This is a genomic window from Pseudomonas simiae (assembly GCF_000934565.1).
Lineage (GTDB): Bacteria > Pseudomonadota > Gammaproteobacteria > Pseudomonadales > Pseudomonadaceae > Aquipseudomonas > Aquipseudomonas simiae.
The window spans coordinates 5408803-5423634 of sequence record NZ_CP010896.1 but is presented as its reverse complement, the minus strand read 5'-3'; the positions used below and the strand labels follow the sequence as shown (position 1 = coordinate 5423634).

The following is a 14832-nucleotide window of genomic DNA, read 5'->3' as shown; positions in this document are numbered from 1 at the left end:
TGAAGGACGGATCAAGGTCGCTACGTTACGGATAATCCTCTGCATCAATAATGGCTTGTTGCTATGCTCACGCGCTTTCGTTCGGCATCAGGCAAGGAGTGGGCTGCCACCATGGCGTCATTGATAACAGAAGATTTGAGCCAGCCCGGTACCCATGCGTTGGTGATTGGAGTGAGTGCCTACGAATTTCTGCTCGGGAGCCAAAATTGCAGCTCGCAAGGTCAGGAATTTGGTATCGGCCAACTTTCAGCCGCTGCTCGCTCTGCATCAGAGTTCGCCGCTTGGTTGATGGAAGACTATAGCCGCAGCGAACTACCTTTGCGCAGCTTGCGCGTGCTGTTATCTCCTTCACCAGATGAGACCATCTCGCCAAGTATTCACGCTCTCCTTAAAGGTGATTGGAAGGCCACCCGGCAAAATGTCGAGGCCATGTTCACCGAATTCAGAGATGCTGCCGCAAGCCACGAAGATAATATCGCCATTGTGTATGTTGTAGGGCACGGTGTGCAGTTTAGTAAAAATGGCGCGGTATTGTTGTTGAATGATTTCGCTGACCCGCAGCATCGTTATGCAACGTATACCGGTGCTGTGGATATGAAAATGATGCACGACGCCATGAACCATGGAGAAACTGCCCAAACACAATTCTGGTTCGTCGATGTATGCCGCGATGTGCCTGCCGACGTCGAGCGCTACGACGTCCTCGCCGGTGTGATGGGTGGTAACGTAAGCCGTACCGGTTCAGCCAAGACTTCTCCGTTGTTTCTCTCGGCATCTTCTGGGCAAGGTGCCTTTGCAAGCAAGGATAAACTGACTCTCTTTTGTGATGCTCTTATGTCGGGTCTTAAAGAGGGGCATGCGGCGCGCTCCGAAGGAGAGCGCAACTCTCCTTGGCGTGTGTCGGTCAATACGTTGGTCGAGTACCTACCAGCGGCAGTGCAGTCCTTGGCCAACGCAGCCGGTGAGATACAGCAGGTTGAATGCACTGGAAAAATCACCAACGCAATTTTCCACGAATGTTCGAAGCCGCCTGATGTCGACTTGACAATCTCTATTCGATCAGGTTTCAACAGCGCCAACTACACGGCCAACCTCAAGCATCGAGGTGCATTGCTTTACGCGAATCATTCAGCCTGGCCACTCACGGCTAGGGTCCGCGCGGGCCTTTATGCAATTGAAGTAACGACTCTCACTCCTCCAGGTAAAGATGAGGATTGCCTGAATCTCCAACCTCCCAGCAATGAGAAGGTGCTGCCACTATGACAACTAATGGAGAAAAGAGTGGGGTGTTGCAGATAGATGTCGATTCAAAACTCTACTATCGCGGCGAAGGGATCCGAGTGGAAATTCGCGACAGTGATTTGATTTTGATCCAGCCTGCGACCACTCGTCGACGCTTTGACCTGCCAATCGGGCTCTACGAAATTAGCGCGGTTCTCGAGGATGGGAAGCGAACCACCAAAATTGTAGCGGTCACCGAAAAAGAGTCGACCCGTATCTCGCTGGACCCAGATTTGCCGTTTCAGCCTCCGGCTTCTACCAAGGAGCACGATTTTCATTCGCTAAGCGAAATGCACCAGCTTCAATCCTTGAAATCAGAAATGGAATTAGTCGACATCAGTTCAGATGTCACTGTATATGCAGTGGAAAGCCATTGGATCATCCGTCATACAGAGGACATGGAGCAGGTTCCAGTTGCGACAATACGTATAGCTGGACGCGCGGTTCGAGCAAGCCTGCCTATTAGTGCTGGCGACCATCGCTACTCGGTGACTTGTCATGTAAAGCGCCATGCCGAAGCTCCTTCCAAGCTACCCGAGATCAATATCTCGCAATCCCGTAGCATTGCCTCAGCGATGGAGAGCATGGTTTTCGCTGGTCAGTTTGAGTCTGCAGCACGGCTCGCCAGTAACGCGATGAAAACCTTGCTGGAGAAGTTCGTCGACCCAACTGGTGCCGTGCTGGCCGCACTGATCCTTCACAAGACAGGTCGCCTCAATGACAAGCTGGCTCTTCTCATCCATTTGGTACAGCGTTTCGACTGGCTTCCTGACGGTAAAATCTTGCTAGCCTCGCAGTTGGCGCGAATTCCTGAGAAGCGTCACATAGCGTTGCAACTTGCCTGTGATGCCAGTAAACAGCGCATTTTATTTACCGAAACCTTCTCCTTACTTCTTGATCTGCTGCGCTACTGGCCTGCTGAGGGTGATAGTAGTGCTCGTAGCGAAGCCCTGTCTCGTCTGGGTAAATGCGCGCCCTTTGTCGACTGGCGCTCGACCTATTTATGCGACCGATTACCGGAGGACCACGATGCTGACGCTGCAACTCCTACCCGCGCGTGAGGGTGATGCCATCTGGGTGCGCTGGGGGAACTCTGAAGCGCCTTATCAAATGCTGATCGACATGGGCACCGAGGAAACTGGCAGGCAGTTGCGTGAACGCATCAACAGCCTGCCTGAAGCTCAACGCGTATTCGAGCTGGTAGTGGTCACCCACATAGACCGAGACCATATTGGTGGCTTGTTGTCATGCCTAGTCGATGCCGCTCCCCTATCAGGTTTTGCGACTAAGGATTTTTGGTTTAATGGTTTTGCGCATCTCGATGGCCACAAGCCAGACAGTGGGCTTGAGTCGATGGGTGCCGTTCAGGGCGAACGATTGAGCCGCTGGCTTGAGACACAACACTGGAACAAGCATTTCAATGGTGGTCCCGTTTGTTGTGAAAAGACGCTCCCTCTTCCTTGGCTGGATCTGGAAGGCGGAATGCGCTTGACCGTTTTAGGACCAACAGCAGAACGGCTCAGTGCGCTGAAACCTGTTTGGAAGAAAGAAGTGCAGGCAGCGCTGAAGAGGGAGCAGCATAGCACCTCAGTACTGGAACGGATGGGTGGCGCTGTAGAGCTTCGGGAGCTAGACAGCCAGTCGGCGCTCAGTCGCCTCGCCGAGCGAGGTCGGAACCGCGATGATAGTCCGGCTAATGCCAGCAGCATTGTCCTGTTACTGGAGTATCAAGGTAAGCGAATATTACTGTCCGGGGATTCGTTCTCTACTGACTTGAAGAGATCAGTGCAGTTGTTGTCTCCGACCCAGCCACTTGAGCTGACAGCCTTTAAAATCCCCCACCATGGCAGCAATGGCAATCTGTGTAAGGCGTTGATAGAAAGTGTGATTTGCCAACAATGGCTGATTTCAACCGATGGCTCGCGCTTCCGGCATCCAGATGACGAAACTCTAGCTCGTATTCTCAGCTACAGTAAACAACGTCCTGCAAATGTCGGATTTAATGTCCCGAGTGCTATCAATGAAAAATGGGATAGGGATGACTGGCGCAGTGCGTTCGACTACGTCACCACGTATGGCAACGCAGAGGATGGATTAACTATCACCTTTTAGCCGCTACTGTTTCTTGCGTATGCATTCAGCAAGGCGCTCTCCTGTTACCTTTGCCTTTCTAACGGATGCAACCTCACATTCCCAGACAACGAATACTCTCCAGCCCGACGCTTCGAGAGTATTTGTTACGCGGCAATCCCGAGCGACATTTTTCTCGAATTTTTCCACCCAAAATGCTGTATTGCTTTTCGGTGTCGTGGCAATTGTGCAGTTGAAGTGCCTGTGCCAGAAGCATCCGTGGACGAAAACCACAGCCTTATACCGGGGAAAGACAAGGTCAGGCTTGCCGGGCAAGCCAACCCCATTCAAACGGTAGCGCAGGCCTAGACTATGCAAAATTTTGCGCAGTGCTATTTCTGGGCGAGTGTTGCTCCCCTTGATTCGGGCCATCCTTTCTGACCGTTCTTTAGGGGAGAGGAAGTCGGTCATATCCGACCTCCGCGTTGAGAGCTCCTAGGCCGGGCTTTCATTTCCCTTCTTAACCAGTTCGTAGAAAGGTAAGCCATGAATTACCTCTCCCGAGACATCGAAAGACTTATAGAGGCAGTGATGATTAGGTAGGGTCTTCACACGCTCTGATAGTTCAGCAAGATCCGATGTAAAGCCGAGGACTCCCAGCTCGGCAGGCGTGATGTTTGGTACCTTGTGGATGAACCAGGACAGTAGTGGTTCCCTGTAGTCGGTCGCACCGACCTTAAAGTGCCTAAGGAATTGCGATGCTAATATCACGCCAGTGCCAAACTCCCGGCCTTGTAGCAACAGCTTGCGTAGAACGTCGAATTCGTAACGCATGATATTGTCGGCTTCGTCCACCAATAGGTAGGAATCGATCGCCCTGAGCTGCGGGTCGGTGCCAGTAAAAGCTCGCTTGGGTACCTTGAGCATGTTCTCGTAAAACATGTTTAGTAAGATGGCGACGAGCATGTTCTTGCTGCGGTCGTCTTGTCCCATGGAGCTCAGGGATATCACCACAACGCCATCGAAGAATTCGTCAAAAGGTTTTGTTTCCCCCTTGGTCTTCGCAAACACCTCCATGTCTACCAGATCATCAATGATTGCCATTGGCGCGTCCGACTTTCCGCTGAGTATCTCTCTGTATTCCGCATGGATATCGTAGATCGTAGGCTGGCGGTCTTGAGCAGTAGCTGCCTCGTAAGCGTTACGGACAGCTGCTTTCAGTTTGTCCCGCTGCACAGGACCTATGCCCGAGTACACCTTGTCGAGGACGTCTGCGAAAAACCGGAACCGATCTAACCATGGTGCGGAAGATTCCCCCATTCCGGTGGTATCAAAGAGGTTCAGGGGTAGGTGGTAGGGTTTTACCACCTTTGCCCCCGTAGCCTTTACGAAATCCGGGCTACTAAAGTCGCTCTTATAATCGAAGATCAAGAAGCGTGGCTTGATCCCACGGTTTGCATCGCTGGCTCTGGATATCTGCAGGATAAGCGACTTGAGGAATTGGGTCTTACCTGTGCCAAGGTCACCTGCCACACCGATGTTCAATTGATTTAGTCGAGTATCCGATATGTTTAGACTTAGCGGTCTTGGCTCGAAACCATCAACTGTTTTGCCTACGGAAAGGATTACGCCTGCGCCTAATTCGTCAGGTATCAAGGAAGGTGCGATCTCTCCATTTGAATTGCTGGAGGATGTTTCTTCGTCGATTAACTGCACTACCGGTGCGCTGTTCGAAATTATTGAAGGGTCTAATGATTGTTCGTTTTTTGCTGCGGAACTGTCGAACGAAGGCACGCTGGTAGTCTTGGTCAGCAGGGGAGGCAATAGTCCCCAATCACCCACTTTGGCACGCACAGCGTCGTAGAACGACTGTGGGTCGTTGTCGACTACGATACGACCTGCATCCTTACTTGAAATGACAATCGTCTCTTCGAAATTGTCGCCATCACGATCGTGTGGACCGCTCAAGGTTGAATCATCGACGACGATAAGTCGTCCTCTTAAATCTAGGCTAGGTCTTGATGCAGGGTCGAGGATCGCTGCGGCGATGCGCTCGTGGTAACTCGCCCATCGGGTCGCCTGCCCCTCTACTGCCTGATGCTGACTGTAGACTCGTAAGCCAAAGCCAATCATAGAAAGTAGTAGATGTTGGTAAGCCAGGCTCCATGCCATAGATTTACTGGCGCGTTCCTCGATGGCCTCCAAAAGCTTTGAGAGTGCTCTGGCTTGCGAAAGGGCTTCGAAGGCATCGGTGGCTCCGAACACACTTCCTTGACGACACTTGACCTCTATGGGCGTCAGATGGAGATGCACTTTGTCGCTACTGATTCGTACGCCGACTACCAGCAGGTCGGGGCGTGAAAGGGAGGTCTCTTTGCGTTCTTTGCCGAGGGAACGTGCAAGGTCGGCAAGATAACCTCTGAATGGGTCGACGGGAACGATTATTGCGATTGTAGATTCCTCTGACGACCCCGCCAGCACTGGTAACAAGCTATTCAGGTTTCCTTCAACGCGGAACTGGTCTTGAAGGAGTCGGACCGCTAGGAAGAGGCCAAGGTCGCCTGTAGCACCTGTATCGTCCCCAGAGAGGCCGCGTACGGTGGGGATTCCCCTTCTAGCGACCTCCAGAAGAATCTGCTCGACCTTGGAATCGTTTAAGTTGTCGCATCCTGGAAGGGGCTTCAGTACACGGCGTAACGCATCACGATCGGCTTCCTTGACCTGTGATAAGAGGTAGTAGCCACTGGTATCGCCTGCACGATGGGAGTATGAGGGGAGGTCGTAGTCCCACAGGTAAGTGCCTTCGATCCATCCACCCAAAAAGCAAGCAGGGTCAATTGCAGAGGACGAGACTGCAACGTAACCGGCGCTATTTTCCTTAAGCATGTCTGACACTGCGTGGACGCTTGGCGAGAACTGCAGGCCTACCTTACTGTCCCTCATCCTTTCGACCATGAGCATGCATGTTGACACCTTGTCGGCAAATGGTTCGCCAGAGGGAGGCATCTGCAGGCCTTGACGTGATTCACTTAGGAATGAGCCTTGAAGCTGACGCCTAACCCTATGTCTGATTAGGCCGCCAACGCCCATCGGTGAGAGCATGCCTACATCTTTGGACCCAGGTTCTGCCGAATCTAATTGTGCAATGATGCCTAGATCAGGCGTGGCGCCTAAAGGTTGTTTGTCATACCAGCGAACGTGGTTATCGGTGTCCTCGGAGAGGTTGGCGATCGTGGCTTGGTCAGGCCTTCCTGAAAGCCTAGTATCGAAAACTTCCAAAATCTTCGCACCGACACTTTGCATCGGTGCTTTCGCGCCTCCGTTACCGAACCGCTTTGTACACCAGTTGGTTAAACCTTCGTTGCAGGCATCAGTGGTACCACCTGCACTAGACACTACCAGACTGATAATGGGCTTTGCTGCAAGAAGGTTAGTTACATCGTCGAGTGCGCGCGAAACCTGAGCTGGACTGAATCCACTTGAGATACCACCGACAGTTAGGCCAAAAGTATTGTCGAATGGGGGCCGGCGGGTACGGGCTGGTAACTGTCCAAGACGAGAGCCATTCCAGAGAACGGACCAATAGTCCGAGCTACATTCGACGGACAGAAAGTCTATTCGCTCTACGCCACTTGGAGACTGTAGAGAGATGGTCAACAGGTCGGGAACACAATCTGGGTCAAGAATACTTGCCGCCGGACAAGGTAAGGGGGAGTCGCCTTCCACTTCATCCCGTAGGACTTTCTGGGCAAGGCAATGCCATGCAAGTCGCAATGGATGAAGGGGGGAAAGGATGATGGCGTCTGGAATTCTACTCAGGGTTCGTCCGTCTAGTTCTAGCGAGCAGACCGCAATGGCATCTATCCAACAAGCAATGTCCGGGTCGGTGTCGAGCCAAGACATATAAGCATCAAGATAGGTTTCGGCGAGTACGCGAAACTCAGTGTCATCCGAGAGCCAGGCTCCTAGCGTCGCAGACTCGATGAGTCCCGACTGGTCATCGCCTCGTATATATTTTGCAATCTCTTGGCGAGCTTCCACGAATCCTTTTGGTGGCTGGAAACTCAGAATGTTCGGGCGCGGGTCATGCAGGAAGCGGCCTTGCGAGAGAATTGGACCGTTAGCGGCATTCCAGTTGGGTGGAACCCAACTAGATACGTAGTCATCTGCTATCACTAGGGGGCTGAACGATTTGGCTACGTTCTGCTCCTCAAGTATCCAGGTCTGCAAGCTTGAAGCACGCGCATTCCGGTCCAGATGGACGACGGCCTTTGTGTCGAACTTTTCAAGATGTCGGCGGTTTAGCTTGATTAGGCGCTCGAACTCACTCCGGCAGCCTTCCTCCTTTGCTTCATCGCAAGCAAGGTAAACTCTGCAGGTCTGAGGAGAGGCCTCGCCCAAGAGGTTAAAGGCGATATCTAGCTGATACTTACCGTCGGCCTCAACTTCTACTAGATATTCATCTTCTCCAACGATCCGCGCGTCGATGGATTGTTGCTGTCCTTCTAGTTCAGTAGCATCGTCCGACATGCCTTCCACTTTGCCAATGGTTGCTCCTGGCGATAAGTGGAAGCGCAGTTCATATCGCCCCGAACCAGGCAGCGAAAGGGATGTCTCCCAGTCCATCGCTGCAGTCTTTTTACTGGGTTTCTTAGGTGGTGACAGTTTTGTCGCTAGCCTGCAGGTTACCAGTATCCCTGGCTTCCAGTTCATTAACGAAATGACCCGGACACTTGCAGGCTTGCAACCCGTAGAGGTGACCTTATAAGTTAAGGGTGTCTTGTGTGCGGGAGGGAGAAGATCTGTGTATTCATTAATTCCGCTAGAGGATGCTTGTAACGGGGTTGGCGCCTTACCATAGGAGCCCCCTGTCAGTAGAAACTCTTCTGGTTGACCGCTTTCGCTCGTAGAGACGGCTAGCTCCACCTTATCACGCACTATCGCTGGTAAGCCCTTGGTTGCGGGAATAATACTATTCGTGCATCGAATACTGATTTCTCCGATAACTTCATCGGGCTCTTCGGCAAGCAGAACAGTCCATTGCTCTATAGTTAGCAGCGTCCACCAAACGGGTGGAGAAACTAGCGCTAGGGCTTTCCCTGGCAAATAAAAAGCCTGGGTCGCACGTTCAAAGGCAGTAGGGACGTCGCAGCTTGCTTGAAGGTGGTGGAGCAATTCGCGAAGAGCTTGAGCGATATCGTCAGGCGCGCCCTGTGCTAGGCGTTCAATACCAGTCTTGAACCCATCAGCAAGCTCATCTGCAATTTTCGCTATGACGGAGAGCTGTGCCTTCGACGAGAGCCCATTGTCTGCCATTGGGGGGAGACCACATGCCAGGGCAAGCGCATTTCCTGGTGAGAGATGTAGTTGGGCAGTCTCTATCGAAAATATGCGGGATAGCATGCGCCATGAAGCTGCGTGGTTGGCATGCTCTGGATCCACCTCGTCGATGGAGCTTGCAGCTGCATGGATTAATTGCTTCGCATCGTCTCTCTGCGGATCTACGATGCCTGCGGCGAGCAATGCCTCATTTACCGATTGCTGCACAAAGCCGTCGTCCCACCATTTTTCGAGATCGGCACTCATGCCGAATACATCACTTGAAGACTCGATCGAAAGGTTGTTGTGCTGGCCCGCAGGAACTAGGGCTACGAAGCTGGAATTATTTGGATCATTTCGTACATCCAGCAAATGGTCGTTATCGCATTTGCCAGACTCCCCGATACGAAGCTTATGGCTATTCAACTGGTCAGTTGGATACTGGAGCAGTACTGGTAGAGTCACCATACTGCCGTCTATTCCAGACATAACTTGAATTCCCCCATCACGAGCGAGCTCCACGTAGACTTGCTCGAGAATCTCAAGGGGTGGGCCGCGGAAAATCAGCCGATACTCAAATTTCTTGCCGCTAAGCCCCTGTGTTGCACCCAAAGCTTTTTCACGGACAATTGATGCGAGCCAGTTTGCGAGTTTATTCATATTCGTATTCCTGAAGGACTTGGCTCGTGTGGAAGGGTGGCAATAGCAGCATGCCGCTCTCGGCATCTGGGCTATCGAGCACAAGACCAAGCATCCTTAGCTGGTGCCCCAAGTCATTCCTGGCTATTTCGTGTTTATCTACGGTAATGCCGTAGGCCTCGAGGTGTAGTCCTAGTCTATGGATTGAGCGAGGCCCACCCATCCCGGCGAGGGCGCAGTGGACTAAAGCCAACACAGCTACAGGTCCAAGGGATACGATCCATGGGCTGGACGGACTGCTTCCTTTCTTCTTGAGGATATATCCCTGGTCATACCCCCTGAGCAACGGGACTGCAGTCTGGCGTTGCCCTAGCGCGTGCCTCGCGAATTCCAGCAAATTCGAGCCGATACCTTTCCTACATAGCAACGCGCGAGCTTCTTGCTCGCGTATATCGATAATGGTTTCGAGAGTCCCTGCGCGAAGGAGGGAATCTCTATGGTTTTGGATATGCTGGCAAAGTGCGGCAATTCCTTTGCTTGAGGAGAAATCGCCCTCGTAGGGGGTTCCTATTTGCTTCAGTGACCAAAGGAGCGTATTTATCCCCAGTCTCGCGTTTAGGTAGCTGGACACCTTGTCCTTGATACCTTGAAGTGCCTTTCCTCCGTAAGCCATGTATTGCGGGGCTTCAGGGAAAATTGCGATCCTTACCTCTTGCTCGTTAGGCGTCGCGCCCTCGGTAAATGCTGCGGAGAGACAGCTCCAAATCCTCGCGTGGACATCACATAACCATGTCACATGGGAGACTGCTCCTAGGCGCAGCACAGCCTCTAATAAACTAGTCCATTGCCGGCGAGTCATGGAGTCTTTCGCCTGCATGATGGCTTGCAGGTCCTTGGCAAATCGTCTGGCTGGCAGGAATTGAATTTCCTTAAAGTCGGACGCCGTCAGTGTTGTTGCTTCCTCTTCCGGAATCCGCGCAAGAGACCATGCACCTGTGCCTTGATTCCACGACGATGTCTCCTGCTCAAGCCAGCGAGCGAAGAAGTCGTCGTTATCATTGACACTTAAAGAGTCGAAGAGATGTTTCCAAAGGCGCTGTGCTGATTCCTGATCTTTTGAACCCAGGCAAACCATGCGGCGTATCAAGCTGCCGGCAGGCCAGGAGTTGCTACTTAGGCGAGCGGAGCCAGAGAAGATCGCCGCTCCTGGTACGAGAGGAGTAACCTGCACAAAGCGTTTGGAAGACTGGTTAGGAAGTTTTGGGCTCTCCAATATCCCGTGAAGCACTGTGTGCCAGGCATCCACGCCTATTACGGCTCCAGTTGGCGGCAGTTGGCTCTTTTCCCGAAGTTTCTGTATGCGTCGATCTAAGTCACGTCCCGCCTGTGGCACGCTGCCTTCGCTTACTGATTCAAAGCCTATCGTCCGGTAGAGCGAGGCTAGAAGGACCTCTGAGCTTGCGTATTCCGGCGCGGGGCTCATGGCTAGAGCCGACTTCTGATAAATGCTGTTGGAGAAGCGCCAAGGTGCTTGTTTGAATTCCATAAGGCTCATTCGACATCCTCCTTGCTCGCGACTAAGCCATCCCATGAGCGAGCTACTACAGTGCCATCTGACCCGATGCGGATTTTGGCATGCTCGAGAAGTTCCTCATCCCGGACAATGGAACCGGAAAGACGAGCTTTTGTTGTATCTAATAGCGCCAAGACCGTACGAGGGAGAGAAGCAGGGGATAGCCCCCTCTCTAGCTCCTTCACTGCCTTGAACAAGTCATAGGTAAGGGGGATTGCTTGCGCCGATTGCACATGGCCGACCCCGAGGTAACAGATTGGTGGACGAGGCCGTCCTGGAGTGTTCTGGGGCAGCATCCTGACCTGGCGTAGAGGCACAACCAATGTCGCCTGACGTTGCTTGGGTGGAAGTGGTTGTCCGAATGTAGTGGTTAGTGAGACCTCGAATTCCTGACCTGTATTCAGCAGGCCCTTCACTTGCTGTACAACCTCGTAAAGCTGGTGCTTGTCATTCTCTTCGACGACCAGTTGGAAAGCCTGCAGGATCTTGAAATCTGCAACTACTGCCGTTCGGGTACAAATGCTTCTGCGGACTAGGCGGCAAGCAAAGTCGCGGAGTAAATGTTGAACACGACTGGCCGCGACAGGTCTCCTTCGTCGGACAATAGGCATTGAAAGCATTTCGTCTGCATTAGAAAGTCGCTTGAGTAGCTCCAGCTCGTTTCGCGATAAGACTTTATATTTGCGGATGAACTCTATTCCGCCGGCTAGGGAGCGACTGAAGCGAACGTCGAGGTCGCCGAGGCTAACCATGCTTTGGCTACTTACCGCGACCTGACTGTCGGGACTTGCGAATGCTGGGTCTAAGGTATCGACGAGGCCTTCCAGCAATGGCGCAATTGTAGCCGGAAGGTAATGTGTCTTTCTCTCTGCAAGAAAGTGCACGAGCCCCATCAGGGTTCGCCCTGCTTCGGCATCTAGCTCCTTCTCGAGGCCTAGGTCCTTGAGATCACGGCGGAGCGAGGTCGCCGCATCCTTGTCCCAACGATGGAACAGTGCATGTTGGTAGCTTGATGTTGCTAGGTGGAAAATCGCAGTGAGTGATTGCCGGTTGTGCTTTTTTGTGCCGGCTGCTTTGTGGTCAAGTTCGACAAGATTCTCGGCCCACTGGCAAGGTGTTGATTGGTGCGTGTGCCTTGCTGAGTCATGAACTACTGGGTGGTGACCAGCCAACAAGTACGAGGTAAGGGAGAAAAGGTCACGGAAGCTCCAACGCTTGCCGCTGGCTAGCTCATACCAGCGTAGAATCTTCAGTAACGCAGTTCGGTGCTCATCTCTGGCTAAGATGACCTGGCTGGTACAGAAGGGGCATTTTTCGCCTGCTGGACATGCTCCCTTTATGGGCCACATTTCGGATGCAGTGGCCTGGCCGATTAGGATTTCGGCTGGCGCCGAAGTCGCGTCGTCAGGCTGGACTAGTAGGGACTCTGCATCCATTGGCCAGACTGCAATCGATGGGAAACCTTCGAGTGGCCAGCATGAAGGGGCATCGTATGCCAGGCTTACAGCCCGCGTAACAGCCTCGAGGATGGCGCGCGGTTTTTCCAGATTATTGTCGAGAGCATGTATCAATGCGTCATCGAGGACGCCCCGGTTAACGCAGCATAGATAAGCTTGGGATGGTGGCCCATCCAGAAGCCTGCCGAGCTCCTCGATAAGGAGTGCTGGCGCAGTGCTTCCCTCGTGACCAGCTGTCGAAGTGGCGTCCTGAACTATATCTAAGCTCAGACTACTATCGAGTCTTGAAAGGCTTCCAGCATCGACGCTTACTATTCGTGGAACTTTGAATCCAGCGGATGGATGGAATGCCTTTGAAAGCTCTTCGATGAGCCGTCCTCCACAGCCTAGGTTCGCGTCTAGCCAGTGGATAGTGGACTCGATCGCTTCGGTTTTTCCATTACCTGGTCCGCCAACCAGCAGGATAATCCTTGGGATGCTCGTGCTGTCGGCCGGAAGCTTCTCGGTCCAGGCTTGGAGCCGAGCCAGAAGGCTTGTCCTTAATAATAGTTTGTTGGGCTGCCCGCTTTCGTTGTCTAAAAGCCGCTTCACTCCCCCCGAGTGATGGCCGGCCCAGTCGACAAGGGCAGCGGGGTAGCGCGCCCCTTCCATTTGGGTGCTATCCATTCCCCTCGACTCCTATGTTTTTAAGCGATGGCTAAAATTTCTTGTTCTGGTTCACTGATTGTTTTTTGACTTTTTGCGGCGATGGCTTCTTTTAGTACGGACTCGATCGCCAGGCCAATGGCTCTTGCAAGGTAAGGAGGAACAGCGTTGCCTACCTGCGTGTAGCGCGGGCATTCCTTAGTACGTTGGCTCCCGCCGGTGGTGAATTTACCTCGGAACTGGAACCAGTCGGGAAACGACTGCAGACGCGCAGACTCTCGGACGGTCAGTATTCTGGGCTCGCTGTAATGGAGCACATCGTCAGGCAACGTCGTTATTGTGGGAGCAGGATTTTCCGCTCGCATTAGGCAAATGCGGTGCTTCTTGAGACCATATTTCTCCCGTTGGGCCAAGCTCATCAAGCTACCCTTGATGCACTCGGGGTCCTGAATGATCTTCAAGAACCGTTCACTGACCTCAGGCTTGTGTTTTGCTAAGCGTACGCTGTCCATGGAGCCGTCACTCCCCTGATGCATGAGGGCTTGATACGGTGTCCGAGGCCCCTTGTACGCGAGCTCTTGGAAGCCGGTACGAGAAGAAGGATCAGTGCATGGCCTGATACCCGTGTGCTTTATCTCCAGATCCGAAATGGCCTCCGAAGCGCTGACTATTTCTGGAAGGCCAAGCTCCTGCAGTTGTTTCAGCCTAGCTTCCTCTAGCAGCTCGAAAGCTCTGCTGGCGCCTCCACGAAGATGACGAGCAAGATCCTTGCGAACTCCTATAACGATTAGGCGTGGTCGCTTCTGGGGGACTCCAAAAAGTGAGGAGTCCAATATTCGACCGAGGACCTGATATCCAACGCTATCCAGGCTTGCGACAAGCTTGTCATAGTAGGACTGGGGCTTTACTTGAATTCCAAGGTCCTTCCAAGCTTTGGCTTTATGCGCGACCTTCATGCCTGGTACGTTTTCCAGGACAATGGCCGCTGGCTGAATGGCCTTGACCATTTCCACGTACTTCTCAAACAGTTGGTTTCGTGGGTCGGACTCTAGTCGCTTTCCTGAGAAGCTGAATCCTTGGCAGGGAGGGCCTCCTGCAAGCACATGCACTTTGCCCTTGAGCTCGGAAAGTTTAAGTGGGTGCTGTTCAAGAATTTCGTCGATACCCCAGGCTTTTCTTTCCAGCCAATCGGGCCATTCGAATTGAGGTGCAGGCACGTTACGCCCTTCGAGCAGGTTTGCCGAAAGGGTAGAAAATGCCATTTTGTCGCGTTCGACGGCAAAAACGCCGTTTAGCCCTGCGAGCGATAGACCTAGAGATAGGCCTCCACAGCCCGCAAAGAGATCTGCGAACATCAAAGGTTGCCCGGGGGCAGGTAGTGAGGGGAGGGTTTCGAAATTTTTCATGGGCTCCTGCCCGGATACGGTCGTTTTCAGGGTAGGGAGCGTCTCGCGAAGCCCTTGGCTATCGCCAATAAAGGCAGCACGATGGTGGTCTTTTTTCGCCATTGATGCTGGATGCTTACTCGGCATGCTGACTAGAGGTAGCTCGGTAGGCGTCGAGGGGGCAATAGTGGTGGATAATGGATTGCCCTGCAAGCAAACGCAATGGCTTAGGCCGCCTGACGGCTGGATTAATTTGAGATTATCCAATTCACTTATGTCTTTGAATTCATCCAGAAATATTGCGTCGGCTAAGCCTGGGGCTTCGCTTGGTGGTACCCACATATTGAGCTCCTTTAGCCGGTTTGAAACCCGAGTAATCTTTCTTCAGCGCAACCCTGTGCTGCTTTAGTCGGGAGCTAGCTGAGTGAGTGTATTGAAGAGTTGGCAGGTGAATCCAGGTGTT

8 protein-coding genes are annotated in these 14832 nt (G+C 52.7%); 3 read left to right on the top strand and 5 right to left on the bottom strand.

Going from position 1 to position 14832, the window contains the following annotated elements:
- The first annotated feature begins 111 nt into the window (after positions 1–111).
- The 3 genes from PF1751_RS24625 to PF1751_RS24615 are packed head-to-tail and all read left to right on the top strand — an operon-like array spanning position 112 to position 3393.
- A complete protein-coding gene (locus tag PF1751_RS24625) occupies positions 112–1263 on the top strand; it encodes a caspase family protein (RefSeq protein ID WP_044287956.1) in 1152 nt (383 codons plus the stop codon).
- Positions 1260–2342: a hypothetical protein gene (locus tag PF1751_RS24620; RefSeq protein WP_044287955.1), complete on the top strand. Its 1083-nt coding sequence runs from the start codon at positions 1260–1262 to the stop codon at positions 2340–2342. The genes PF1751_RS24625 and PF1751_RS24620 overlap by 4 nt, the downstream gene beginning before the upstream one ends.
- Positions 2311–3393, top strand: coding sequence for a ComEC/Rec2 family competence protein (locus PF1751_RS24615; protein WP_044287953.1), 1083 nt, complete (start codon positions 2311–2313; stop codon positions 3391–3393). Before PF1751_RS24620 ends, PF1751_RS24615 begins: the two co-directional genes overlap by 32 nt.
- Positions 3394–3396: 3 nt before the next feature.
- Here the strand turns inward: PF1751_RS24615 and PF1751_RS28645 are convergent, their stop codons facing one another.
- Genes PF1751_RS28645 through PF1751_RS24595 form a run of 5 tightly spaced genes read right to left on the bottom strand, consistent with a single transcriptional unit; the run spans position 3397 to position 14711 of the window.
- Positions 3397–3822: a very short patch repair endonuclease gene (locus tag PF1751_RS28645; protein WP_080923232.1), complete on the bottom strand. Its 426-nt coding sequence runs from the start codon at positions 3820–3822 to the stop codon at positions 3397–3399.
- Between the two features lie 24 nt (positions 3823–3846).
- Positions 3847–9330: an ATP-binding protein gene (locus PF1751_RS24610; protein WP_044287952.1), complete on the bottom strand. Its 5484-nt coding sequence runs from the start codon at positions 9328–9330 to the stop codon at positions 3847–3849.
- Positions 9323–10864 (bottom strand): hypothetical protein, encoded by a 1542-nt coding sequence (locus PF1751_RS24605; RefSeq protein ID WP_044287951.1) that lies wholly within the window; start codon positions 10862–10864, stop codon positions 9323–9325. The genes PF1751_RS24610 and PF1751_RS24605 overlap by 8 nt, the downstream gene beginning before the upstream one ends.
- Positions 10861–13005, bottom strand: a complete 2145-nt coding sequence (locus PF1751_RS24600; protein WP_044287949.1) for a hypothetical protein — start codon at positions 13003–13005, stop codon at positions 10861–10863. The genes PF1751_RS24605 and PF1751_RS24600 overlap by 4 nt, the downstream gene beginning before the upstream one ends.
- A gap of 20 nt (positions 13006–13025) precedes the next feature.
- The gene (locus PF1751_RS24595) at positions 13026–14711 is read right to left on the bottom strand and encodes a DNA cytosine methyltransferase (protein WP_080923231.1); all 1686 of its coding nucleotides are present in this window, start codon (positions 14709–14711) and stop codon (positions 13026–13028) included.
- Positions 14712–14832 lie beyond the last annotated feature (121 nt).